The following is a 23,938-nucleotide window of genomic DNA, read 5'->3' on the forward strand; positions in this document are numbered from 1 at the left end:
AAGTTTTCGCTAGGATCTCTATCCTAGAACCTCTCGATCGACGCTGGGGTTCACTTTATAAGTTTGCCCGATCGGAATCTCAATTTGAAACTCTGCACCTTCCCCAGGTCGAGATAGACACTTCATCTTTCCGCCATGCTTTTCTACAACAATTTGATAGCTAATCGATAAACCCAGTCCAGTGCCTTGACCGACTGGTTTTGTTGTAAAGAACGGGTCAAACAGTTGCCCTAGGACACTTGCACTCATCCCCGGCCCATTATCTTTAATCCCGATTCTCACCCAATTCTTGTCTAAAAGTTGGGTAGAAATTGTTAAAGTGCTGGGTTTCTTTTTAATTTCTTCTGAGCTTCGCGCTTTATCTTGCTCCTGCAAAGCATCAATCGAATTATTCAAGATATTCATAAATACCTGATTCATTTGTCCGGCATAACATTCCACCAGCGGCAAGTTGCCATATTGCTTGATAACCTGAATCGGCGGAAACTCTGGTTTATGCTTGAGGCGATTGTGCAAAATCACGAGGGTACTATCGATTCCCTCATGAATGTTGACAGGTTTCATCTCGGCTTCATCTAACCGAGAAAAGTTACGCAAAGTCAGAACAATCTCCCGAATGCGGTTTGCCCCTACTTTCATCGAAGACAAAGTTTTCGGCAAATCCTCAATTAGAAAATCAAGATCAATCTCTTCAACCAAGCCTTGAATGTTTGGATCAGTGTAGGAATAACCCTGCTGGTAAAAGTTAACTAAACCGAGAAGATCCTGAGTGTAGTTACCCACATGGGTCAGATTTCCGTAGATGAAGTTGACAGGGTTATTAATCTCATGGGCAACACCCGCAACGAGTTGACCGAGGCTAGACATTTTCTCAGTTTGAATCAATTGAGCTTGGGTTTGCCGGAGGTCTCGCAGGGTTTGTTCTAGAGCGATCGCTTGCTTTCTAGCAGTCTCTTCCGATTGCTGCAATGTTTCTTCTGAGAGCTTGCGCTCCGTGATGTCGCGTAGGATGACAATATATTCTTGAAGTTGGCGATTTGAGCGGTGGGAAAGCGTCACCTCAATCGTGCGTAAGCTTGTTTCATCCTGCCGGAATGTCTGTTCGCTGCGACTTTGCCAAATCTCAGGCGACCCAGCTAACCCAGAGAGGAAATCGTTGAGGCGACGCCCAATCAGCTGATGAGCGTCCATCTCGAAAAGGGCAACAGCGGCTGGGTTGGCTTGACGAATCGCGCCGCTCTCATCCAAAACGAGAATGGTATCCGGAACCGTGTCTAGGGCAGTGATAAAAAGATTTTCCGCGTGTTCCCGTGCTTCAGCGATCGCAGCCACTTGAGGCAAGCTAGTCCAGCAGGCAACTGCGATCGCTACAAAAGCGAGCGTCATCAGCAAAATGACTAAAAGATTGTTACTGGCATTCCCAGAAATCTGCCCAATCCCGTTCCGAAGCACCCAGGCGATCGCCGTCGCACTACAAACCAATAGAATCAGGACGATCACCTGAAAGGCAACAAAATCTTTGGCCTGAAAGCTTTTCACCCGGTAACGCTCAATCCACCAGGCTGGGTGGAAAGGCTCAAATGCGATCCGACGAATCGCTGCATCACAAGCCAAAACAGCGATCGGAGACAGCAGCCCAACTAGCACATCTTGCCAGCTCCAACTTAAACCCCCCACTACCAGAACAACCGCCTCAAGGGCGAAGAAGCCCAGCGACCACCAAGGCCAGCGCACTTCGGGTTTGCCTCGCTGCAACCACAAGCCCAGCTGGATTGACATAATGGCGACAAGATAGCCAGTACCCGTTACTACCACAATTCGAGAAATATCTCCCCAAAGCAAATAGATCAAGCTGATGCCAAGGGAAAATATTAGGGCAGGTTGCAGAACGCCTTGCCGGGAGACGACCGCGAAGACGGGTGAAAGGTGTCCGTCTAGGGCAAGTTGGTACAAAATGCGGGGAGAATTAGAAACCGCAGTCGCGCAAGCGAGAAGGCAGCTAGAGACGATCAGGAGGGTCACGATTAAGGAAGCTGACTCGCCCCAGAAGGGCTTTGCTGCTGTGAAAAAGTTCAAGAACGTGTCTTCGCCCAAGTCTGGTACAGTTGCCAAGCGCATGAGTACCCAAGAACCGCCCAGAATGACCGGCGGCATTAGCCAAGCTGCCAAGCTGAGAAATCGCAGCGTTTCTCCAGGGCGTCGGCTGTCGGCGACAAATGCGGAGGCTGTCTCGCAGGCGTAGGCAATGTAGATTGCGAAAAAAGACCACTTTGCCCAATCCACAAAGTTTAAGGTTGACCAGGTGCTAGGAAAAAATCCGGGACTCGCGGGCGAGAAGGCTAACCATCCTAGACCTTGAAGACAAAACACCAATAAGAATCCGACTGCTGGAAGAATGAAAAACGTGTGCAAGATTGCTAAAGCTCGCGTGCCGCTGAACGCGACAATATAAGCAATCAGCGTGAATCCAACTTTCAGAGCCGTTTCCGGACAATCAATCCCTAAAGGTTCTAGATTAGTCTTGATGAGATTCGTGAGGATAATTGGGTTGATTGGCAGATATCCTGCCCAGCCGATGAAGTACGCGATCGCCGCATAACGAGCTAGACCGGGATAGTTTTTGAGTAACTTAGTCGTGTAATTTGGAGTTCCTCCCGATATTTCAGGCCAGTGTTCCCCTAAGCGTTTCACTTGCAGGTTCAGCAGCATCCCCACAATCGCTGCGGGCAACCACACAAAGATGGCAGATGAGCCTAATGCTGCATGAATTAGCGGGGCTGTGCCAATCCAGGCTAGATGACCTGTGAACCCAAAACCCCAAGTTTCTAAGGCACTCAGGCTGCGCGGCAGGTGCATAGATGAACGCTGATTTAGGCGCAGATTACGATTTTTAACGATAGGATTTTGAGTAATTCGGTCTTCAGTCATCTCTGTTCGATCTCAGCGTGATGGTTCCGCGAATGCTGCCATCACGGTCGTATATAAGTACAGTTGCAATATCAATATCTATCTATCGGATCGGTACTCGCTACCGCTATTTGTCTTAATCTTGCTGCTTGCGATCGTGAAACTTGTTTGCTGGCACAATTTGACAATTTTTGCAAGGGTCAGCAGTAATTTGATTGATTGAATGTTGATTGCCCTTTGAAAGGGGTGTCAGCGTGTCCAGATTTCCAGGGAACTGAGACCAGGGGACTGAGAATTGGCTAGAGGCGTGTGAGCGATCGCGATCTAGCTGCTGCTATGCAAGACTTGAATCAAGCATTCGATAAACTATGAAGTGCTAGCAGCGAGTCTTGTCCGGGCTACGCTGGAACTCAATCAAAGCCGATGCTTCTTGATATTTCCTCTCTGCCTTTGGCATTTGAATTTACCTCTCCAGGCCCAATCCTCATTGAGCTGGGACCGTTTACCATTCGCTGGTACGGTCTATTAATTGCCTCAGCCGTATTAATTGGCGTCACCCTTTCTCGATATCTGGCGTCCCGCCGTCACATCAACCCAGATATACCGGGCGATTTCGCACTCTGGCTAGTTGTAGCGGCGATTCCCAGTGCCCGACTCTACTATGTTTTGTTTGAGTGGGAACAATACGCCCAAAGACCGGGTGACATCATTGCCATCTGGAAAGGAGGCATTGCCATTCATGGGGCGATCATCGGTGGCACTTTGGCAGCTTTGATTTTTGCCCGAATCCAAAAAATCTCTTTTTGGCAACTTGCCGATTTAGTCGCGCCCTCTGTCATTTTGGGTCAAGCCATCGGGCGTTGGGGCAATTTCTTCAATTCTGAAGCCTTCGGGGCACCTACCGATTTGCCTTGGAAACTGTTGATTCCGGTCGAGAACCGTCCGCCCGATTACCAAAATTTTGCCTACTTCCATCCCACCTTTCTCTATGAATCTCTTTGGAATTTAATGGTGTTTGGGTTGCTGATGACCTTGTTTTTTCGGGATTTGAAGAGACCACGTCTCAAGGCAGGTACGCTGTTTTTGGTTTACATGGTGGCTTATAGCGCCGGTCGCGTTTGGATTGAGGGGTTACGCACCGATAGCTTGATGCTGGGGCCGTTGCGAATGGCACAAGCGATCAGTTTGCTGGGAATGGCGTTGGGATTGGCGGGTCTGGCTTGGGTTTATTTGTTGCGTCGTTCTCTGCCAGATGTCGTGTCAGCCTCTAGTCATGAGAATGCTTCCAGCGAGAATGCCCAACGATGAATCATCCCATTTCACGGGGGTGAGATTACACCTCAGATGCCTCAACCGTCTTTCCGATCGGGCTTTGAGAGTTGAAGTGTCGCGTTAATCAAGTGAATTGGTAGAAAAAGCCAGGTTTCAGGAGAAATTATTCCCAAAAAAATCCCAAAAAAAATGCTCTAGAGTCAAACTCTAGAGCAAAACCAGGGTGCATCTACCATTCCTTAATTACCGGGGAAGTGGAACGAATCCGGAAAGTGTCCGTAATCAATTTAATTTTTTTGACTCGGTAGGCGCAGATAGGTACCGCTGTACGGGAATCAGAAGCAATCTGCAATTTTGTCAAAATTGCAGAACGATCAACAGATGACTGATAAGTTACACACTCTAGAAGAGGTTTGTCTGAATTGGCGACTAAATTTATTGGCGAATCATTGTCTCCCCTGGCACCAGCCGTTTACATTGTCGGTGCAGGGCCGGGAGATCCAGATTTATTGACGGTTAAGGCGCAGAAACTACTCGCGGTTGCGGATGTAATCTTATTTGCCGATTCTCTGGTGCCGGTGCAAATTTTGCAGGGGGTGCGTGCGGATGCGGAAATTATTCGCACCGGGAATAAAACCCTCGAAGAAATTCTGCCAGTGATGATTGAACGAGTGCGATCGCATAAATCTGTGATCCGCCTCCACTCTGGCGACCCCAGCCTCTACGGTGCTGTCTTTGAGCAAATGCAAGCCTTGGCAGAGGCTGACATTCCTTTTGAAATTGTCCCCGGCATCAGTGCTTTCCAGGCAGCCGCCGCCAAGCTCAAAGTTGAGCTAACGGTGCCAGGACTGGTGCAGACGATTATCCTCACCCGGATTAGCGGACGCGCTTCAGCGGTGCCGGAACGAGAAGAATTAGCCTCCCTAGCAGCGCATCAGGCAAGTTTATGCCTTTATCTAGCGGCGCGTCACGTCGAAGACGCGCAAGCGAAACTGATGCAGCACTACCCCGCCGATACACCTGTGGCGATTTGCTTTCGAGTCGGTTGGCCTGATGAGAAAATCTTCCTGGTTCCTTTGGATCAAATGGCAACTGTGACGCAGCAGGAAAATTTGATTCGGACGACGCTTTATGTGATTAGTCCCGCCTTGGGGACGGTGGAAAATACGCCAGAGTCTTTGGCGACAGCGAAACGTCGTTCGCGTCTGTACGATCCTGAACATACTCATCTGTTTCGCCAGAAATCCACGAACCTCTCCCCCAACTCCTCCTTATAAGGGTAAGTTTTGAATATTTAACGCTCCCAAATCGTCAAAAACCTACACCTGTAGGGAAGAAGTTTCCCGGTGCAAAATGTAAGGTGAGAAAAGTCTGATTGGTAACAGCACCCAATGCAGATGAAGCGTTAATAACCAGATAATAATCGAGGCAATTTTGTAAACTATGCTTTCGCAAATCGTGCGCCCAATGGTTCGCACTCAAATCCGGTTACTCGCTAGCTGTCAGGCAACTCGTTCCACACTGATTGGGACGATTGCCCAGTGGCTGGGCTTTCTCGGTGTACGTGCCCAAGTTACGCACCTCAACGCTGGTTCAGACCAAAAAATTAGCATTTCTCTGACGGTAGACCAACCCGAAGGGTGCGACAAACAAGACTGGCAGCAAATTGTCAGCAACCTTAATCAAGAAACTGTCGATACCGACCCAAAAGAGCATTCCCAGCCTCAGCTAACGCCTCAGCAACAAAGTAAGCTACAGCGGTTGCTGGCTTATTTGATTCAGGCGGCGGAACCGGAAGTCAGGATTAGCTGGGAGGTTTGGTCTCGTCAGCTTCAGGCACTCGGTTTAGAAGAACCCATGCTGCTCGGTGTCAGATCGGCATTGAAAGTGCCCCAGTCGCTTGAGCAATTGATGGAAGGACTCGATCCAGACATCGCAGCGATCGCACTTCCCAAAGCGGTCAGCATTGCCTTGCTCGATCGCCGGGTCAATGCCTCGGAAGACAAGGCTTTGACAGCACTTTTGCAGCTAATGAAGCCACGCAACGAGGGTTAGTTTTATTCACCCTCCATCACCAAGGCGATTTTACCTGTAATCGATCCGGCTTCCAACAGTTGGTGGGCGGCGGCGGCGGCTTCTAGAGGGAAAGTTTTAGCCAGGTGAATTTTCAGCGAACCTTCATCAATCCAGGTTGCACACTGTTCTAAAATTTCTGCGTGATGCTGTTGAGCTTCCAGAAGTCCTTGCAATGCAGGGGTTAGCATCAATTCAAAGCTAATCCGGAGATTGCGCGATCGCGCAATCTTCCAATTAGAGTAAGCGGGGTCTGGCTCCAGAATCGTCACCAGATCGCTATAAACTCGCACGGCGGGGAACGTTTTATAGAAGGTTTCTCCGCCCACCGTATCAAAGGCTAAGTCTACGCCCTCTCCTCCAGTCCAATCTAGAACCGCCTGTACAAAGTCAGTTTGCTGATAAAAAATTACCTCATCGGCACCTAATTCGCGGACAAAATCAGCCTTGTCCTGAGAACTAACGGTGGTACAAACTTCCGCACCTTTCAGCTTCGCCAGTTGAATGGCGACGTGACCGACACCGCCAGCACCCGCGTGAATCAGCACCCGTTCCTTGGGTTCTAGCCGCCCCCGTTCAAATAAGGCTTCCCAAGCGGTAATCAGAACTAGAGGGGCAGCGGCGGCTTCTGCAAAGCTTATAGAGGCGGGTTTCTTGGCAACAAATCGCTCATCGACAACCGCCATTTGAGCATAATTTCCCAGCTTTGCCCCCAGTCCACCCGCGCAGAAATACACTTCGTCGCCAACCTTAAACCGCTGGACGCCAGAACCGACTGCTTCCACGACTCCCGCCCCATCACAGCCTAAAATAGCGGGCATTTGGTCTGGGTAGAAGGTGCCCCGCTGCCGCAATTTGGTGTCAATCGGGTTGATTCCCGCCGCCCGAAGACGGACTAGGATTTCTGTGTCTTGTTCAATCGTCGGGTTTGGGACTTCCTGAAGTTGCAAGACTTCCGGTGCGCCAGATGCTGTCATCAAAACTGCTTTCATCAGGTCGTTCTTGTTGCTAAGCCAAGGGTCTTTTATTGAGAACTCTACCGCAAGTCTGGGTTCCTAGCGTCACATTGCGATCGCATCTTTTACCAGAAATTTTGCATCATAGTTAAAGTAGCCCTTGCAACATTTCTTTGCAAAAGGTTGCCGCCAGTAAGGTGAAAGCGTGGAGGGAGCGCGGTGATGGACGAAGCCCCAAAAAAGATAGAAGTTAATGAATTAGATGAATTAGATGAAACCTGGGACGGTGACGAAGAATCCTCCGACGACGGCTGGAAGCGGAGCCGCAAAAAAAAAGGTCTGTCTGGTTGGAAGGGTGTGGCGCTTGGCTTAGGGCTTGGCATCGCCCTCACCGCAGGCGGAATGAAACTGCTTTCACAGCCTAAGACTGCGAAGAAGCCAGATGCCACGCAACAGGCAGCACCACCCAGCCAAAGTGTCACCGCAACTGTCGCCCAATCCGCCGAAGTTGCCCGCACTCTGACAACCAGCGGCACAGTAGAAGCCCGCGAACTCATCCCCGTTTTGTCCCAGACAACCGGCTTACAAATCCAGAGAGTTCTGGTGGACGAGGGACAAACCGTGGAAGCTGGACAGGTAATGGCAGTTCTGGATAATTCCGTCCTACAAGCGCAACTCGATCGGGGGAAGGCACAGCTAGAATCAAGCCAAGCCGCTGTCCGGCAAAGACAAGCTGCCTTAGCGCAAAGCCGTGCCACCCTGGCAGAAGCCCAACGGAACCTCCAGCGTTATCAGCAACTGGCTCAGGCAGGGGCGATTAGTCGTCAAGAGCTAGATGCTCGCGCCACCACTGCCGCAACCGCTAGAGAAGAGGTTCGCCTTGCCCAAGCGAATATCAATAGTGCCGAAGCCGAGGTCAGGAGCAGTGCGGCAAATCTGCAACAACTGCAAACTCAGCTAGGGCAAACCCAGGTTCGCGCTCCGGCTAGCGGCATTGTTACCAGACCAAAAGTAGATGATGAAATTCAGCAAATAGCCCGGATTGGGGATGTCACTTCTGGCAGTAAACCGCTCTTTTCGATCATCCGCAACGGACAACTGGAACTGGAGGCACAACTTCCTGCTATCCAACTGCCGCAAGTGCGGGTTGGGGCACCCGCCACGATCACCTCGGATAACGATAGCCGGGTTCGCTTGCAGGGGCGAGTTAGAGAAATTGCGCCCCTCGTGAACGCACAAAGGCGTGAAGCAACCGTAACGATTGACCTGCCGCAACCTTCAAGTGGGGAAAGCTTGTCCCTACGACCGGGGATGTTTGCCCGTGCCGCAATTACGACTACTACGACAACTGGGGTAACGGTGCCTGCCAAGGCGGTACTCCCTCAGCCGGATGGTAGTGCAATTGTATTCCTGCTATCGGGTGAAGACACGGTTCAAGCTCGGAAGGTAGAACTAGGAGAAGTGGCGAGCGGGGACACAAGGGAGATTAAGAGCGGGTTAAAACCAGGCGATCGCGTCGTCGTCGCGGGTGCCGGATATCTCAAAGAAGGCGACAAAGTTCGAGTCGTCGATAGTCAATAGCCAATGGCTAATCGCGAAGGATAATCAGCGATTAGCCACGAGCAATCAGCAATCTTTTAATCTTTTAATTCGCCTTTTATGAACATTTCCGGCTGGTCAATTCGCAAACCCGTCCCTACCCTGGTCTTATTTTTGATTTTGACCGTGGTAGGTTGGTTTTCTTTTACAGGTTTGGGCATTGATATCAACCCAAATATCGATCTACCAACGGTTTCTATTACCGTCACCCAGGCGGGGGCGGGACCAGCGGAACTGGAATCTCAGGTGACGAAACCGATTGAAGATGCTGTAGCGGGTCTGGGAAATATAGACCAATTAAATTCAACAGTTAACGACGGCGTCTCTACCACCGTCGTTAATTTTGTATTGGGGACAGATAGCGATCGCGCGACGAATGATGTCCGCAATGCGGTCGCCCAAATTCGCCAAAGTTTACCCGCAGACATCAACGAACCGATCGTGCAACGGCTAGAGTTCTCCGGTGGGCCGATTATGAACTACGCCGTCATTTCTAAGCAAAAATCGGTAGAAGAATTAAGTAATCTAGTTGACGAAACGATTAGCCGCGCCCTGCTGTCGGTGGAGGGAGTCGCTCAAATCAAGCGGGTTGGCGGTGTTGACCGCGAAATTCGCGTCAATCTCGATCCCGATCGTCTGAAAGCTCTAGGCATTACAGCGACTCAAGTCAACGACCAAATCCGCGCCCTCAACGTCAATTTACCCGGCGGACGAGCGGAGTTAGGCGGGAGCGAACAAAGCATTCGTACCTTAGGCAGTGCGCCGAATGTCCAGGCGTTGCAAAACTATGAGATTATCCTTCCGGGCGGGGGTTCGGTGCCCTTATCCGCTTTGGGAGAAATCCGCGATGGCTCTTCTGACCCCCGGCAGGCGGCACTGCTGAATAATCAACCCGTGGTGTCTTTTTCCGTCTTGCGTAGCACTGGCAGCACTCTAGTGACGGTGGAAGAAGGGGTACGCCAGAAAGTAGAAGAACTGCAAAAAACCCTGGGGACGGATGTCCAGCTAAAACTCATCTTTACTCGCGCTGACTTTATCCGCGAATCCTACGATGGCACCATTGATGACTTGATCCAAGCGTCTCTGCTGGCAGTGCTGACGATTCTAATCTTTTTGCGGAACTGGCGTGCCACGTTGATTACTGCCGTGGCACTGCCGTTATCCATGCTGCCTACCTTTGCCGTGCAATATTTGCTGGGGTACACCCTCAACAACATGACTTTACTGGCATTGGCGCTGGCGGTGGGGAACTTGGTGGATGATGCCGTTGTTGAAATTGAGAATATGGATCGCCATATGGATATGGGCAAAACGCCCTTCCAAGCGGCTTTAGATTCTTCCGCGGAGGTGGGTTTGGCAGTGCTGGCGAGCGCGGCGACGATTATCGCGGTGTTTTTGCCAGTGGCGTTTATGGGTGGCATTCCGGGGCAGTTTTTCCAGCCGTTTGGGGTGACGGTTGCTGTCTCGACGATTTTCTCTACTCTGGTGGCGCGGACGATTACCCCGATGATGGGCGCTTATTTGCTCAAACCGAAGAAGACTTCACCCGCCAATCACGCACCCGGAAATGGGAACGGGAACGGCGCTAACAGCCGGAAAAAAAATCGATTTCAACCGTATCGCTTTGTGCTGAAGTGGGCTTTGCGGCATCGCCTGACAACGATGGTGATCGCTCTGGCATTTTTCCTGGGCAGTCTGGCGCTAGTCCCGTTTATTCCTAAAGGTTTATTTGATAACGGGGACATTGGTTTCTCGGAAGTTGCCGTGCAACTCCCTCCCGGTTCGACGCTGGAAGATACTAAAAAAGTTGTACAGCAGACAACTCGGTTAATTCAGCAAAGCCCAGCCGTTGAGAGTGTCTTGGCAACGACAGAAGTCAATACTGCCAATCTTTTTGTCAACCTGAAGCCGAAGGAACAACGAGAGGATCTTCCTCAGAAGGAGTTTGAGAAACAAATGCGCCAAGCGTTCTCCCAAGTGCCGGGAGCGCGGATTAGTTTCCAAAGCCAGGGAGCCGGAGGCACGAGCAAGGATTTATCCATTGTCCTCAAAAGTGAAAACCCTGAAGCTTTGAACTTGGCAGCGGATGCTCTGGAAAAGGAGATGAGAAGCGTTCCCGGTTTAGTGGAAGCAACATCTACTGCCAGTTTGGTGAAACCAGAAATCCTGATTATTCCCGATGCGGCACGAGCTGCGGATTTGGGAGTGACAGTGCAAGCGATCGCGCGTACTGCATCCCTTGCCACCATTGGCGACAATGAAGCGAATCTGGCTAAGTTTAACCTCCCCGATCGGCAAATTCCGATTCGAGTGCAGATAAATCCCGATGCACGGCAGGATATCGACACCCTCAAAAATCTTCAGGTGCCCACTCAAAACGGCAATCTGGTTCCCTTACTGTCGGTGGCAGATATCCGCTTTGGCAGCGGTCCGGCGCAAATCGATCGGTTTAATCGCGCTCGTCAGGTGTCGGTACAAGCAAATTTGCAAGGTCTTGCTCTAGGAGATGCGGTGCAAGCGGTGCAGCAGCTACCTGCTCTCAAAAATCTGCCCCCCGGAGTCGTGCAGGAATCCTCTGGGGATGCCGAGATTATGCAGGAGATTTTCGGTCGCTTTGGTTCGGCTATCGGACTGGCAATTATGTGTATCTATGCCATCCTGGTGCTGCTGTACAACAATTTCCTCCATCCCTTGACGATTATGGTGGCGTTGCCTCTTTCTTTAGGCGGCGCACTGTTGGGTTTAATGATTGCTCAAGAAGCGTTGGGGTTATATGCGCTAATTGGGATTGTCTTGCTGATGGGGATTGTGACGAAAAACTCCATCTTGCTGGTGGACTATACCTTGATTAACCAGGAGGAAGGAAAGTCACAGTATCAGGCGCTAATCGCTGCTGGGATGGATCGTCTGCGACCGATTTTGATGACTTCTCTGGCTACGATTGCGGGAACGATTCCCCTTGCCTTGGGAATTGGTGCGGGGGCTGAAGTCCGCGCTCCGATGGGAATTGCCCTGATGGGCGGCTTCACGACTTCCACTCTGCTAACGCTGGTGGTGGTGCCCGTGCTATTCACCTATGTGGACAACTTGCAGCGCTGGCTTGTGCAATTGCCGAAGCGCGGATTTGGCAGAAAACGGGGGCACAAAAATGGGGAGGTGCGTAAAACAAAGTCACAGGAAAAGCGATCGCTTCCCCCCACTCCCAACCCAGAACAAGATAAATTCCCAGTTGGTAAAAAGTAGTTAGAGTGCGTTTCACAACTAAAACCCCGTAAGTATCAACCTACGGGGTTTTATTTTATAGAAGCGATCTCTTGTGAAAACTAGATGGCAACAGAGCGATCGCTTCTTAGAGCTGGAAAACCCCTTATAACTCGATAGCCACAGCGTTTTATTTTGTAGGGGAGGCGATAGCGAAACTTCTTTGCCCAGCGCTTGATTTTTATAAGCCTAGGTTTCGACCTCTATAATTTTTCTTCCAATCCATTCTGCGATCGCAGGGACGATAGCGTTGCCAAGGAGTCTCCCTCTACGACCGTCCATCCGGGAGGAAACCCCATTAACTTTTCCCACTCTGTCCACGTCAAGTTTCTCGCCACAGAGAATTGGTCTGTCTGAATGACCTCCTTGATGTCCTCCAGTTTGGGCACGTAACGTGGGGCAGATGCTTTTTGCCAAGGTGTACCCGAAGCCGCCGCGACGTTGTACCACAAGCGGAGAGTCTGGGATAGTGCCTTCACAAACACTCGATCCAGTTTGCGTCCCCCTCGATTTTCGCGACGAAGAATCCCCAGACAATTCGCGGCTGTCAGTAAAGATTCGATAGGCACGTTTCGATCTAAAACTTGCGATAAAGAAGACTCGGTCTCTGTCGTGGGGTATGCCCGTATGGAGAGCGTTACACGATAGCCATCCCCCCAAATACCCATGCGTTTCGAGCGTGTCGATAACTGCCTCAAGAGCGGTTCCTTGCTCTGCCGAGAGCAAACCCGGCACATTTTCCAAGACCAACCACGCTGGGTGAACTTCTCCGACAAGTTCCATAAATTTGTAGAAGAGTCCGCTGCGTTGGCCTGTAAGTCCTTTTCTCTCTGTGTTGGCATTGCTGAGGTCTTGACAGGGCCATCCGGCACACCATAAGTCAGCGGTAGGGATAGTTGAAGGAACGAGGGTTGTGATGTCTTCATGAATCGGTACTTGAGGCCAGTGGCGTTTTAAGATTTTTTGGCAAAACGGGTCAATTTCGCATTGGAAAACAGCTTTCATTCCGGCTCTTTCAAAGCCTAGATCGAACCCTCCAATGCCCGCAAAGAACGAGGCAACCCTCAGCATTAACTCATCCCCAAAGGTTTCTTTACCTACATTGCTTCATTGATGCTGCTCAGGGCAACCTCTTTTTTAGACGATATTCGTCTACAACAGCAGACTGATTCAGGATAGCATCTTGATTCGGAGTTGCTTTCCCTAGGCTGGAATGGGCAATGCAAATATTAGCGGCCTAAGAATTAAACAGGCTCGTGAAAGACTGGATTGGGATCAAAGCGAGTTGGCTGCTGCACTGTCTGTGGATTTTCAGATAAAGCTCGATCAGTCTGATATTTCTGAGATAGAGCGACAAAAGCGTGGAGTCAAAGACTTTGAGCTAGATGCGATCGCTCGTTTATTGGGCGTAACTCCCGAATGGCTGCTGCGTGGAGAGGAAAAATCTCATGAATGAAGGGGAAGTTCCTAATGAAGCGCAACTACCTCAGTTACCCTCTCAAAACCCAGAGCAAACGTTTCAACAGGTTGAGCGTGAAGAATGGCTTAGAGATGCCTGTACTAGGTTTGTTACCACCAAGCCAGCCAATAGAAATTACTACAGACTGGTACTAGAAACATTATGGCCTCCTGGGCATGGCATACCAGGGCCAGTTGTTCCTTTATCGCGTTTACGTCGAGTGATAGATGATTTCAGAGGAGTAGGCGAACCCTATCAAGATGTACCCAGACGGATACGAGAGTTGCAAGGGGAAGAAGGCTTCTTGGGGATAGTTAGATTTGGTAGTGGAAAGACAACCAGGTATCAGTTAGTCAGCTTAGAAATCAGTGCTAAACGGGAACAGAGAGTAAAACTTAGTAACGATGTTTGGCAAAGAGTTCTGAGCAAATACCAAAATTGTTGTGCAGTTTGTGCTAGAAAACCCCCAATTGTAAGGCTCGATCAAGATCATAAAGTTCCGCGTCTTAGGGGCGGAGGTAATGAAGAGGATAACTGGCAACCTCTTTGTGCAGAGTGCAATAACTTTAAAAGTACTGCTTGTCGTGGCTGCCAGCTTAACTGTTTACAGTGTCCTTGGGCATTTCCTGAAAGTTTTTCTCCGATTAAAATGTTGTCAACAGATATTCAAAGAGTGAAGAAACTGGCTATCCGAAATGAAGTCAGTCCAGATACTTTATTAATCGAAATTATTGATAGGTACTTTGAAGACCAAAGTTAATTAGTTACGATTAAGGCTTTTTGCCTAATAATGTTCTGAGCGAGATCGCATTCCACGCACCAAAAGCGAGATCGCATCCTTCGCACCAAAAACGCGATCGCTACTGTAGTTGCGGTGAACCGAAGTAATCGGGCAGTTCTTCCAAAGTCCATTTCAGCAGCCGACAAAGTGCTTTCAAATCGCGGGGAGTAAGCTTTGGTTCATAAAGCCCTGTCTCCCAATTACTAACTGTCTGGACAGTCTTCCCCAGAGCTAATGCAATGTCTCTCTGCGTTAAGCCTAATTCTTCTCTCCGCCGCTTCAGAGGAGACTCCCGATCGTATTCTTGCTGTTGTTGGTCTTTGGTCATGTACTATAAAAGTTCTTATATAAAGATGATTGACAAACGAATTATAAGATTGCTTATATAAGATAGATGCAGAAGCGAACGAAGTCACTCAAAAGCCACCATCTGGCTCAGTCGTCTTCAGAGCTTCACAAGATGCCTGCCCTAACTTTAGTTTCTTACATAACTGTCACGCGATCGCATGATCGCTATCTTTGGCTGGGTTTGTTAGGGACAGCCTTGTAAATATCCATTCAAAACCTATAACTAAGTAACTCGCAGCCATGACTGGGAGAGTTTTATGACGTATTACTCCAAACTACATCCGTGGTGCATCGTGCGATCGCTTCCGAATATGCGATCTCTAATTATCGCCCGTTTTCGTCGTCGCAGCGATGCCGAAGCGCATTTGCAAATCCTCAAAGCGAATACCCCAAACGTTCCCTACTCCATCATTTTCGACACAACCCCAGAAACCAGCGGCTCAATAGTTAAACCTGGAGTGAATTGATTATGACAACGTTGTTTCGCCGGATTCAACCGCCAAAGACATTTCGACTCACTGTTGCACTCTTGGCGAAATACCTGAAAATACCAGAATCCTTAATTGGGCGATTCGAGTGTTGGCAAAATGTCCTTTTTGTTCATCGCACAGATCGGGGCGGACAATTTGTGAGTTATCGTCAATTGCGACTCTGGTGGGATATCATCACGCTTTTATTTGAAACTTGCCACACCCCAACCGCACTGCAACAACTCGGACTTCAGATTAAAGAAGATAGCCAGAAATTCTCCGACTACTACAAAGAGATGATGGAAGACCTCCGCCAACTGTGGGTAAAACGCCGAGACTATCTGGGCAGCTTACTAGGAAAGGAAAGCGCCGCATAAAGTCAGTAAAATAGTACCTGTGGAGAAGCGCGAGAGCGAATCTTATGTAGCCTTACCGCAATAGCGCGATCGCTATCCCACCCCCAACGGCGTAAACTGTTCCGTGCGGCTTCCGCCCATAGACTTGCGGCGCGAGAAGGCACTGCGGGGTAGGACGCGCAACACTTCCTCAACCGTTGTGATCCCATTTGTTACCTTTTCTGCGGCTGCCATCCCGAAAGAGAAAAATTTGATTTCCCGTAGGTAGCGATTCAGCTGCGTCATCGTGCCGTCATAGATAATTTCGCGCACCGTATCATCGATATCCAGCAACTCGACAATTGCCTCTCGCCCCAGATAACCAGAATTGAAACACTTGGCGCAGCCCTTACCCTTGCGCCAAGTGGTTGAATTTGCCTGAGTTGGCTCTAAACTCAGTACCTGCAAATCTTTCTCCGTTGGCTTATACGGTGCCGCACAGTGAGGACAGACTCGGCGCACCAAGCGCTGAGCCACAATTCCCAAGAGAGCATCACTAATTAAGCCAGGATCTGGGCCAATATCTTTGATTCTGGGAATCGCACCGGGAGCATCGTTCGTGTGCAGTGTGGTAAAAACTAAGTGACCCGTTAGCGCCGCCCGAACTGCGGTTTCTGCGGTTTCGTGGTCGCGGATTTCTCCCACCATGATGATATCCGGGTCTTGGCGCAAAATTGATCTCAAGCCTGCTGCAAAAGTCATCCCCGCCGCTTCATTGACCTGGGTTTGGGTGATGCGGGGCAAAATGTACTCTACGGGGTCTTCTACCGTCACCACATTGACGTGTTCCCTGGCGACGGATTGCAGACTGGTATACAGCGTACTGGTTTTACCGCTCCCTGTCGGGCCGGTAAGGATTATCATCCCTTGGGGCTGTTCCAACCAGCTTTTGTAGGTTTCGAGAGTTGTGGGAGTGAATCCCAAGTTTTGGATTTTAGAAAAGGGGTTTTTGCGGGGTAGTAACCGAATCACCGCTTTTTCCCCACCCACGCAGGGAAGAGTACTGACGCGCATATCCATTCCCAGCTCTAATTCTTCGCCGGAAGCATATTTCTCTCCAATCCGTCCATCTTGGGGGCGGCGGCTTTCGGCGATGTCGATTTCAGACATGACTTTGAGGGCGACGATGACCTTGCGGCTGACATCGATTGGCAGAGTGGTAATATCCCGCAAGACGCCATCAATGCGATAGCGGACTCTCAAGCCTTCTGGCGCGGGTTCCATGTGGATATCGCTGGCGCGGTTCCGCAATGCCCCGGAAATCAGGGTTTTGAGCCGTCCAATCTGGTCAACTGCTTTGGAGAGGTATAGCTCAGTTGTTTCGCTGATGTTTTCTTGCTCTTGCTCGCCCGTGAGAGGATTCACTAAGGGAGTTGAGGAAATGCGTTTGGGGTCGAGGTTTTGGGTGTGATACCAGGTGCGATAGCTTTTGTCTGCAATCGGGATAATTTTGATCTCGGTAAAGGTGCGATCGCTCAGTTCTCTAATCGCATCTAGAGAAAGAGCCATCGGACTTCCCAGGTAGTAACAGTTTCGCCACAGCAGCAGCGGAACCACTGGAGGTAAAAACTTTCTATCTGGAAATTCCCGAAAAAATCGGTAACTGACTTCCCGATCCAGCAGAGCTAAGCGGAGCGTTCCTTCCTCGTCTACCAGGAGTTTTAGCGCTTCTTCACAGTTAATTTCACGATTTTTCAGCCGTTGCCAAGCGGATGAAGCAGGAGGGGAGGTTTGCATTCTTGTTTCCAGCGAAAAATCAACAGCTGGGGGTTGAGACTACACCAGCCTAACTTAGGCGATCGCTCTGTGACATCAGAAGTGTACGTAAAACGGAGTCTAAGGCGAAGCGATCGCTCTGTAATGGAGGGAATGCGATCGCGATCGCTCCAAACTTTGCCCTACGCTATTTTTTTGCTGCCCAGAGTAGGAAAAGAAACAGCTAAGTAATAATAAAGGCAAGTGTTATAAAAGCGAGTAGATAGCAATGGTAACTTCTACTATCTCAAAGGAATACTCACTAGAAGATTGGATGCAAAATCCCCCCTATAACAACACAGAATGGGTGGATGGGAAATTAGTAGAGAAAAACGGAATTACATTAACTCATGGTTGAATTCAAGCTGGACTCTCTGCATACTGGGAAAATTACAGGCGTTCTAGCACTCAAGGGGGAAGCGTCTATATTTCACCTCCCTGTCGCACTAATAAGCAAGGACGTTCTCCTGATGTTGCTTATTTAACACCAGAACTAATTAACCAGTTTGGAGAACCTGCTGTATTTCCCCAGAGTTTCCCGCTAATTGCTGAAATTGTTTCGCCTACGGATATTGCTGAAGATGGAATTGCTAAATCTCAAGAATATTTACAGTCTGGTGCTGAGGAAGTTTGGCTAGTGTTTCCTGAGAATCGTTGGATTATTGTAGTTACTCAAATTCAGCGACTTGTATTTATTTCTGGAGAGGTTGCTAGCACTCAAGTTGTGCTACAAGGCTTTAGCGTGGCAGTCGATGAATTATTGGGATGAGGTGTGGATTATTTAATTTTTAAAAGTCAAAAAGTAAAAAGGGTGGGCACTGCCCACCCTTTTTATAAGGTTAAATTAGAGAGTTAAAGATTGGGCATTGGTTTCAATCAATTTTGCCAAATCTTGCAGGAAAGCAGCGGCATCGGCACCGTAGATAATTCGGTGGTCAGCGGTAAGATTTACCTGCATCTGTCGGCGCACTCCCATCATCCCGTCTTCGGTGGCGACGACTTGAGGACGCGACGCGCCAATTGCTAAAATAGCCCCGGTTCCCGGTGGCAAGATGGCATCAAACTTGTCTACGCCATACATCCCCAAATTCGAGAGGGTAAAGGTGCCAGAACTGTATTCTGCGGGTTGCAGTTGCTTGGTTCTGGAGCGTTCGACTAAATCTTTCCAGGTACGCGAGAGCGAGTAAATATCCTGCTGGTCGGCATTTTGCAGAACTGGTGTAATTAAGCCGCCGCCATCCATTGCCACAGCTACAGCAACGTTAATCGCACTGTGATAATGAATTCCCTGGTCTGAGAAGCTGGCATTCACCAAGGGATGTTTTTGCAAGGTTACGGCTACTGCTTTCGCAAGTAGCCCGGTCATGGTGACGCCCTTGGATTTAATCTGCTTGTAGAGCTTATCTAGATTATCCGTGGTGATAGTGTAACCGACGCGGAAGGTAGGCACTTGCAGACTGGCTACCATATTCCGCACCACGGCGTTTTGCAGCGTGTTGAGGGGGACGACGCTACCGGGAACGGCAACGGCGGGTACGGTAGCTGCGGCGGCGGGTTTAACGGCGGGTGCAGGTGACGCGGGTGCGACGGGTGCTACTGGAGGCGGAGCCACGGGCGTCATTGTCGGTGTAGCAGTTGTACCGACGGGTTGTTTACCCTTATTCGCCAATGCTTCCACATCTTCTGCGACAATCCGACCGTGGGGGCCACTGCCTTGCAGGGTACTCAAATCGACGCCCAGCTCTTTGGCTAACTTCCGGGCACGGGGGGAGACAATGCTGCGTCCATTGCGACGGGCGGCGGCTGGTGTCGTTTCTACAGGGACTGGGGCTGCGGTGGCTGGGGCTGCGGTAGGTTGGGCAGGAGCGGGAGCGGATTCGTTTACCGATGGCGTTGCGGGGGCAGAACCAGGAGCCTGTTGCTTGGCTGTTTCGATTTCGGCTTCGGTTTCGGCGACGAGCGCGATCGCAGCCCCGACCGGAGCTGCTTCACCGGCAGGTACGATAATGGTGGCGAGATATCCTTCGTAGAAGGACTCCACGTCCATATCAGCTTTGTCCGACTCGACAACCACCACGGTTTCGCCTTTTTCCACTTTGTCGCCGGGAGATTTGACCCAGGAGACAATTTTGCCTTCGGTCATGGTGGAACTAAGGGCGGGCATGAAAACTTCGTGAATCATGGGGTGTCTTCCGAATCGACAGTCTATATAAACAAGATTAAAGCCAGATTGAATTGTATCTTGACCGATGGTCATTACAACTATCCGACTCTACAACAGTCTATTGAGTTTGTATCCTTCAACGCCGAATTCTCCGGACGTTGGTGCTGCTGAATAGAATTGGATAGAGAAAACTAATTCAAACTCTCTATTATAACGATGTCTGGCAAGTTTAAATCCCTCGTGGTGTTAGTCGGTATGGCACTGGGCTTGAGTGCTTGCAGCATCAGCAACAGCACTCAATCAACTCCCACGCCTGCCAGCAGTCCAAGTGTTGAGCAATCCTCCCAACAGGTAAGCCAAAATGCACCTGTAGCAGAAGCTGAGCGAACTAAGTATAAACCGATACCGCTACAAGAGATTAAGTCCGCTAACTCTTTGAAGGGAACTGACCCCAAAGCGATCGCAATTGCTCACTTCGGTCAAACTGAATCCGAGGGGGGGACGCGGGAAGTTACGCTTGAGTATCCGCAACAAAATCTAGCGGTTGTAACGATTACCCAAACCGGCGTTGCAGATGATTCTGTCGGTGCTATCAGGCATCGTGTTGAATTAGTGCCGACCTCCCCATCAGCTCAAACACCCAAGGAATGGAAATTGGCATGGGCTGGTTCCCAAGTCAAGTGTCATGTGGGGCGAGGTCATCAAGATTGGTCAACTCAAAATTGTCAGTAGATGCCCCAATATTGGCAAATGGCGAATGGCAATCTCCGAATTACCCATTCGCCATTCGCCATTAACCATTCGCATTAAATTTCCCCGCGAATTTCTTCTACAATTCCATCGCGCAGGAGAATTTCTACCTGCATTTTTTGAATCAGATTATCTCCCGGCTCTACTTTAAAGAAGCCTTCAATCTGACCGTGATTCACTTCGTCGTTGAGTTCTATCAGCTGCACTTGTTGCAACTGTTGCAGAAGTTGATTTTTCTGCTCAAGCAGTTCGCTTTTCTTTTGATTAACCTGGATTTGGATATTGTCAATTTGTTGCATCACTTGAGGGCCAGGGGGTTGCAGATTCTGCTTTTGAATTTCTGAGATTGCCCGCTGTCCTTGCATTTCAAGCTGTTGCAACTGAGAGTCAAGCTGGTTAATTTGCGCCTGGAGTTGTTGCTGTGCTTCCTCTTTCCAACGAGGAGTAACAACGGCCTTGATTGTAACGGGTCGCTTCAGCAGCAGGTGTGATTGAGAAACATCCATATCCGTTTTGCTTGGAAAAATTAAAGAGTAAAGGTTTGTAGGAAAGGCGCTCAGGGTGAGAGCTAAAGGATGAAGGCGGTGTGTGTAGTTCGCACTACACTTCATCCTTCAGACTTTTTTCCAACTTTCCGACCAAATCAGGCAAACATCCCGTCGATCATATCGCGGTAGCGTTCCATTACGACAGGTCGGCGGATTTTCAACGTCTGGGTCATCATGCCATTTTCAATGGAGAACGGCTCCAGAATTAGCTTAAAGAGACTTATCCGGTCATCTGGGCGATAACCAGGACGATTTTGCACCTCCCGGTTTAATTCTTTCTTGAATAATTCCTGAACAATCTTACTATTCAGGTCAATTTCTTGAGTGGATGCAGTCGGGATATTGCTAGCTGAGGAAGTTTGTTCTGGGAGACGCAAGTGCAGATTGTTGTCTGCTGCCCACTTTTGCAAAGCTTCCAGATTGGGGACAATTAAAGCACCAAGCGATCGCTCATCTTGACCTACCAGCACAATTTGGTCAATATAAGGACTCCGCAGACAGGCATCTTCAATCGGCTGGGGTTCGATGTTTTCGCCGTTGGTTAAAACTATCGTATCCTTCGCCCGACCTGTCAGCACTAAGTCATTCGCCTCTGTTAGCCAACCCAAATCGCCGCTATCAAACCAACCTTCAGCGTCAATTGCCTTGGCAGTCGCTTGGGGATTTTGATAATATCCCTGCATCACTTGTGGCCCTCGTGCTAAAACCAGACCGCGACTCCCAGCCGGAAGGGGTTTTCGGGTTTCGGGGTCAACTATTTTTATTTCCGTTCCTGGCAGAAATCGCCCAGATGAACCCCGCAAATTACACCAAGACTGACGAGCTGTTAAGACGGGGGATGTTTCTGTAAGACCATAGCCCACCAGCACCTCAAGTCCAATAATTTCAAAAAAGTTTTCCAGGTGCATGGCAAGGGAGCCGCCGCCACTGATGACGTACTTTAATTTGCCTCCGGTGGCTTCTCGGACTTTTCCATACACTAATTTCTCGGCAAGCGCATGGGCAGGAGCCAAGGCAACCATTTGGCTTCCAGCTAATAGCCGTTCTTGCATGGAGGGAGGTTGAGGTTGTAAGCGCAAGTTTTGCCAAGTACGGCGAGCTTCAATGTAGCGCTGACTAATGCTTAGCAGATTTTTAACCAGTTTCTGCTTGTTTGCAGGTTGTTCGCGGAACTGCTTCTGGACGCCTTCGTAGATAGACTCCCACAGTCGAGGGACAGCAATTAAATAATGGGGTTGGAATTCTTTAAAGTCTTTTTTGATGTGGCGAATGCTCGTGTAAATCTGGGTGCAACCGTGGGAGAGGAAAAAGTATTCGCCAGTGCGCCCGAAGCTGTGCCAAGTGGGGAGAATCGTCAGGACAGGTTCGCCCGGTTGCGGCTGAACGATGGTTCCCAAGTTGGTAATCTGATGGAGCAGGTTGCCATGCGTCAGCATCACGCCTTTGGGCTTGCCTGTCGTACCAGAAGTATAAATGAGCGTCGCCAGCATTTCTCGGTTTTGCTTCACCGGCTGCAAGGATTGATTTGCCCCTGCTGCCATGACTCCAGAGAAGTTCAGCGTTTTCAGAGTGGATTCTTCGGGGGGTTCTTCATCGGAGAGCAAGACGACTAGCTGAATCGGGAGGTCATTGAGGCGTTCCCTAAGTTTTTTCAGCGTCTTCAGGTCTTCCACCACTAAAGTAGTGCTGCCGCTATCTGCCAGTATAAATAGTAACTCTTCCCGCTCTGCCTGAGAGCTACGGACGATATCAACTGCCCCAGCGGTCATCGCCCCTTGGTCGGCAATAAACCAGCGCGGACTATTATCGGCAATCAGGGCGAGGCGAGATTCTGGCTGGACTCCTAATGCCTGCAACCCAGCGGCAAACTGTTGAATTTGCTGAGCTAGTTCGGTGTAATTTATGACTACTTCTGGTTGAGCGTGGGGGTCGTGGAGGGCAATGGTATTACCAAAGTGCGATCGCGCCAGCGGCCAGATCGCGGGTAGAGATTCCACCGAACTGTAATCTACCATGCGGCTAAGGTTAGCACGGTCTCGCTCGCTGAGTTGGAAGGAACTAGGGGCTTTCGACATATTCTATTAATCGCTGCAATCGTTAATCAGCTCTTTTTCCAAAATACTCCTCTGTTGCTTCAATAACAGGTTTTAGGGACAGAATTGATTGTGTCTATGCTATCTGTGCAGAGCGATCGCATTTAATTATTTGTAATAATTGATACTTGACTATTGCTACTTGACAGTATATTCATTGAGAATGGGAATCCATGCGCCCAAGAAAAACTCAAAGAGGCACACCCATAAATTTTTTAAAACGCAATACCTCAGTATAATGAAGCGCTCGTACTTACTCTCTACTTAGATACGAGAAGCGATCGCATCTAATATACGGCTTAGCGAAAGAATGCGATCGCTAATGATGTCTGATTGTGTTCATGTTAGTTGCGGCGCTACTCAACTCAGCAAAGCATCATAGTCTTGGTGAGAGCCAATCCAGAACCAGTAATAATCGTCACCCTTTTTTAAAGCTAAGGCTCGGTAGCTGTCGGTAATCCGAGCCGACCAGGGATTCTTGACCACTTTCTTGAAATGTAAAGATGGATGCGATGGATTCTCTTGCCAAAGTTGATAGGCTTTTTGAGCTTGCTGTTTCATTTCTAAAGACAGCGCTGCATAGGCTTTCCAAAACTCAGGTGTTGTGGAGGATTTCATCAAGATCCCTCACATTATTTGCTGCAATATCTGCTTCTGCTTTAGCAATGAGGCTATCTAATTTACCTAATGTCAAATCTTCTTCGATTTGCCGATCCCACTTTTCATCCAAATAGGTTTGAAGCCATGTTGCTAATTTACGAATATCACCTTCTGGAAGCTGTTTGATTGCTGCTTCGATTTCTAACAAGGTAGTCATAGAGAAAAGTCTGTGGAAATCCCTTTATATTATTATGCGCTCGCCCAACCACTAGCTTTGCTCTTGAATCTGTCTTAGCGCTTCCTTAGCCGCTTGTCGAACACTTTCATCTTCATCTTGGCAGGCTTCTTGGAGAGCGGCAATGACTTCTACTCTAGGATCAACTTTGATTAACGGGACTTAAACAGATTTCAAGCCCAAATAAAACCCAAAGCAGCTTTATAGGCTGAGAATACATCTCGATTAGCGTTCACCCACTCCATAAAACGGAAAGACATCGCTGTCCGAAA

Annotated in this window: 22 protein-coding genes and 1 pseudogene; 13 read left to right on the top strand and 10 right to left on the bottom strand. The window is 49.3% G+C overall.

Features of this window, described 5'->3' with window-relative positions:
• Positions 1-18: 18 nt before the first annotated feature.
• Positions 19-2,928, bottom strand: coding sequence for an ATP-binding protein (locus NDA03_RS21610; protein ID WP_348239088.1), 2,910 nt, complete (start codon positions 2,926-2,928; stop codon positions 19-21).
• Between the two features lie 402 nt (positions 2,929-3,330).
• Here NDA03_RS21610 and lgt point away from each other — a divergent pair, with 402 nt between their 5' ends.
• From lgt to NDA03_RS21625, 3 genes are all read left to right on the top strand, one after another.
• On the top strand, positions 3,331-4,215 hold the full coding sequence (lgt, locus tag NDA03_RS21615; RefSeq protein WP_190666815.1) for a prolipoprotein diacylglyceryl transferase: 885 nt from the start codon (positions 3,331-3,333) through the stop codon (positions 4,213-4,215).
• A gap of 386 nt (positions 4,216-4,601) precedes the next feature.
• Positions 4,602-5,456, top strand: coding sequence for a precorrin-4 C(11)-methyltransferase (gene cobM, locus NDA03_RS21620; RefSeq protein ID WP_242030366.1), 855 nt, complete (start codon positions 4,602-4,604; stop codon positions 5,454-5,456).
• Between the two features lie 166 nt (positions 5,457-5,622).
• Entirely contained in the window at positions 5,623-6,234 is a 612-nt protein-coding gene (locus NDA03_RS21625; RefSeq protein WP_348239089.1) for a hypothetical protein, read from the top strand.
• A 2-nt stretch (positions 6,235-6,236) separates the two neighbouring features.
• Here NDA03_RS21625 and NDA03_RS21630 read toward each other — a convergent pair whose 3' ends face one another.
• Positions 6,237-7,244 (bottom strand): zinc-dependent alcohol dehydrogenase family protein, encoded by a 1,008-nt coding sequence (locus NDA03_RS21630; protein WP_348239090.1) that lies wholly within the window; start codon positions 7,242-7,244, stop codon positions 6,237-6,239.
• A gap of 186 nt (positions 7,245-7,430) precedes the next feature.
• On the opposite strand from NDA03_RS21630, the gene NDA03_RS21635 reads away from it, so the two are divergent.
• Both NDA03_RS21635 and NDA03_RS21640 read left to right on the top strand, forming a co-directional pair.
• Positions 7,431-8,789, top strand: coding sequence for an efflux RND transporter periplasmic adaptor subunit (locus NDA03_RS21635; protein ID WP_348239091.1), 1,359 nt, complete (start codon positions 7,431-7,433; stop codon positions 8,787-8,789).
• A 78-nt stretch (positions 8,790-8,867) separates the two neighbouring features.
• A complete protein-coding gene (locus tag NDA03_RS21640) occupies positions 8,868-12,050 on the top strand; it encodes an efflux RND transporter permease subunit (RefSeq protein WP_348239092.1) in 3,183 nt (1,060 codons plus the stop codon).
• A gap of 207 nt (positions 12,051-12,257) precedes the next feature.
• Here NDA03_RS21640 and NDA03_RS21645 read toward each other — a convergent pair whose 3' ends face one another.
• Positions 12,258-13,139 carry a DNA cytosine methyltransferase gene (locus NDA03_RS21645; protein WP_277881812.1) on the bottom strand — a complete coding sequence of 294 codons (882 nt, stop codon included), beginning with the start codon at positions 13,137-13,139 and terminating at the stop codon, positions 12,258-12,260.
• Positions 13,140-13,281: 142 nt separating this feature from the next.
• On the opposite strand from NDA03_RS21645, the gene NDA03_RS21650 reads away from it, so the two are divergent.
• Both NDA03_RS21650 and NDA03_RS21655 read left to right on the top strand, forming a co-directional pair.
• Positions 13,282-13,524: a helix-turn-helix transcriptional regulator gene (locus NDA03_RS21650; protein WP_190527708.1), complete on the top strand. Its 243-nt coding sequence runs from the start codon at positions 13,282-13,284 to the stop codon at positions 13,522-13,524.
• On the top strand, positions 13,517-14,287 hold the full coding sequence (locus NDA03_RS21655; protein ID WP_348239093.1) for an HNH endonuclease signature motif containing protein: 771 nt from the start codon (positions 13,517-13,519) through the stop codon (positions 14,285-14,287). Before NDA03_RS21650 ends, NDA03_RS21655 begins: the two co-directional genes overlap by 8 nt.
• A 100-nt stretch (positions 14,288-14,387) precedes the next feature.
• On the opposite strand, the gene NDA03_RS21660 is transcribed toward NDA03_RS21655, so the two are convergent.
• The gene (locus NDA03_RS21660; RefSeq protein WP_348239094.1) at positions 14,388-14,636 is read right to left on the bottom strand and encodes a helix-turn-helix transcriptional regulator; all 249 of its coding nucleotides are present in this window, start codon (positions 14,634-14,636) and stop codon (positions 14,388-14,390) included.
• A gap of 66 nt (positions 14,637-14,702) precedes the next feature.
• Between NDA03_RS21660 and NDA03_RS21665 the strand changes: the two genes are divergently transcribed.
• Genes NDA03_RS21665 through NDA03_RS21675 form a run of 3 tightly spaced genes read left to right on the top strand, consistent with a single transcriptional unit; the run spans position 14,703 to position 15,503 of the window.
• A complete protein-coding gene (locus NDA03_RS21665) occupies positions 14,703-14,858 on the top strand; it encodes a hypothetical protein (RefSeq protein WP_348239095.1) in 156 nt (51 codons plus the stop codon).
• A gap of 55 nt (positions 14,859-14,913) precedes the next feature.
• Entirely contained in the window at positions 14,914-15,123 is a 210-nt protein-coding gene (locus NDA03_RS21670; RefSeq protein ID WP_190688614.1) for a hypothetical protein, read from the top strand.
• Positions 15,124-15,125: 2 nt separating this feature from the next.
• The gene (locus NDA03_RS21675) at positions 15,126-15,503 is read left to right on the top strand and encodes a hypothetical protein (RefSeq protein ID WP_348239096.1); all 378 of its coding nucleotides are present in this window, start codon (positions 15,126-15,128) and stop codon (positions 15,501-15,503) included.
• A gap of 72 nt (positions 15,504-15,575) precedes the next feature.
• Here NDA03_RS21675 and NDA03_RS21680 read toward each other — a convergent pair whose 3' ends face one another.
• Complete coding sequence (locus tag NDA03_RS21680) at positions 15,576-17,258, bottom strand: GspE/PulE family protein (protein ID WP_348239097.1); 1,683 nt, start codon at positions 17,256-17,258, stop codon at positions 15,576-15,578.
• A 33-nt stretch (positions 17,259-17,291) separates the two neighbouring features.
• Here NDA03_RS21680 and NDA03_RS21685 point away from each other — a divergent pair, with 33 nt between their 5' ends.
• On the top strand, positions 17,292-17,468 hold the full coding sequence (locus tag NDA03_RS21685) for a hypothetical protein (RefSeq protein WP_348239098.1): 177 nt from the start codon (positions 17,292-17,294) through the stop codon (positions 17,466-17,468).
• Positions 17,469-17,505: 37 nt separating this feature from the next.
• Positions 17,506-18,045, top strand: a pseudogene (locus tag NDA03_RS21690) (Uma2 family endonuclease).
• Positions 18,046-18,120: 75 nt separating this feature from the next.
• Here NDA03_RS21690 and NDA03_RS21695 read toward each other — a convergent pair.
• Positions 18,121-19,458, bottom strand: coding sequence for a dihydrolipoamide acetyltransferase family protein (locus tag NDA03_RS21695; protein WP_348234335.1), 1,338 nt, complete (start codon positions 19,456-19,458; stop codon positions 18,121-18,123).
• 198 nt (positions 19,459-19,656) lie between these two features.
• Between NDA03_RS21695 and NDA03_RS21700 the strand changes: the two genes are divergently transcribed.
• Positions 19,657-20,172: a hypothetical protein gene (locus tag NDA03_RS21700; RefSeq protein ID WP_190414597.1), complete on the top strand. Its 516-nt coding sequence runs from the start codon at positions 19,657-19,659 to the stop codon at positions 20,170-20,172.
• 74 nt (positions 20,173-20,246) lie between these two features.
• Here NDA03_RS21700 and NDA03_RS21705 read toward each other — a convergent pair whose 3' ends face one another.
• The 4 genes from NDA03_RS21705 to NDA03_RS21720 form a co-directional block, all read right to left on the bottom strand.
• Complete coding sequence (locus tag NDA03_RS21705) at positions 20,247-20,696, bottom strand: YlqD family protein (protein ID WP_190414598.1); 450 nt, start codon at positions 20,694-20,696, stop codon at positions 20,247-20,249.
• A gap of 137 nt (positions 20,697-20,833) precedes the next feature.
• The gene (locus NDA03_RS21710; protein WP_348239099.1) at positions 20,834-22,813 is read right to left on the bottom strand and encodes a long-chain fatty acid--CoA ligase; all 1,980 of its coding nucleotides are present in this window, start codon (positions 22,811-22,813) and stop codon (positions 20,834-20,836) included.
• A gap of 378 nt (positions 22,814-23,191) precedes the next feature.
• Positions 23,192-23,449 (bottom strand): hypothetical protein, encoded by a 258-nt coding sequence (locus NDA03_RS21715; protein WP_190414600.1) that lies wholly within the window; start codon positions 23,447-23,449, stop codon positions 23,192-23,194.
• Complete coding sequence (locus NDA03_RS21720) at positions 23,427-23,648, bottom strand: hypothetical protein (protein ID WP_190414601.1); 222 nt, start codon at positions 23,646-23,648, stop codon at positions 23,427-23,429. Before NDA03_RS21720 ends, NDA03_RS21715 begins: the two co-directional genes overlap by 23 nt.
• Between the last annotated feature and the right edge of the window lie 290 nt (positions 23,649-23,938).

It is taken from the genome of Trichocoleus sp. Lan (genome assembly GCF_039961855.1).
Taxonomy (GTDB): domain Bacteria; phylum Cyanobacteriota; class Cyanobacteriia; order Cyanobacteriales; family FACHB-T130; genus FACHB-T130.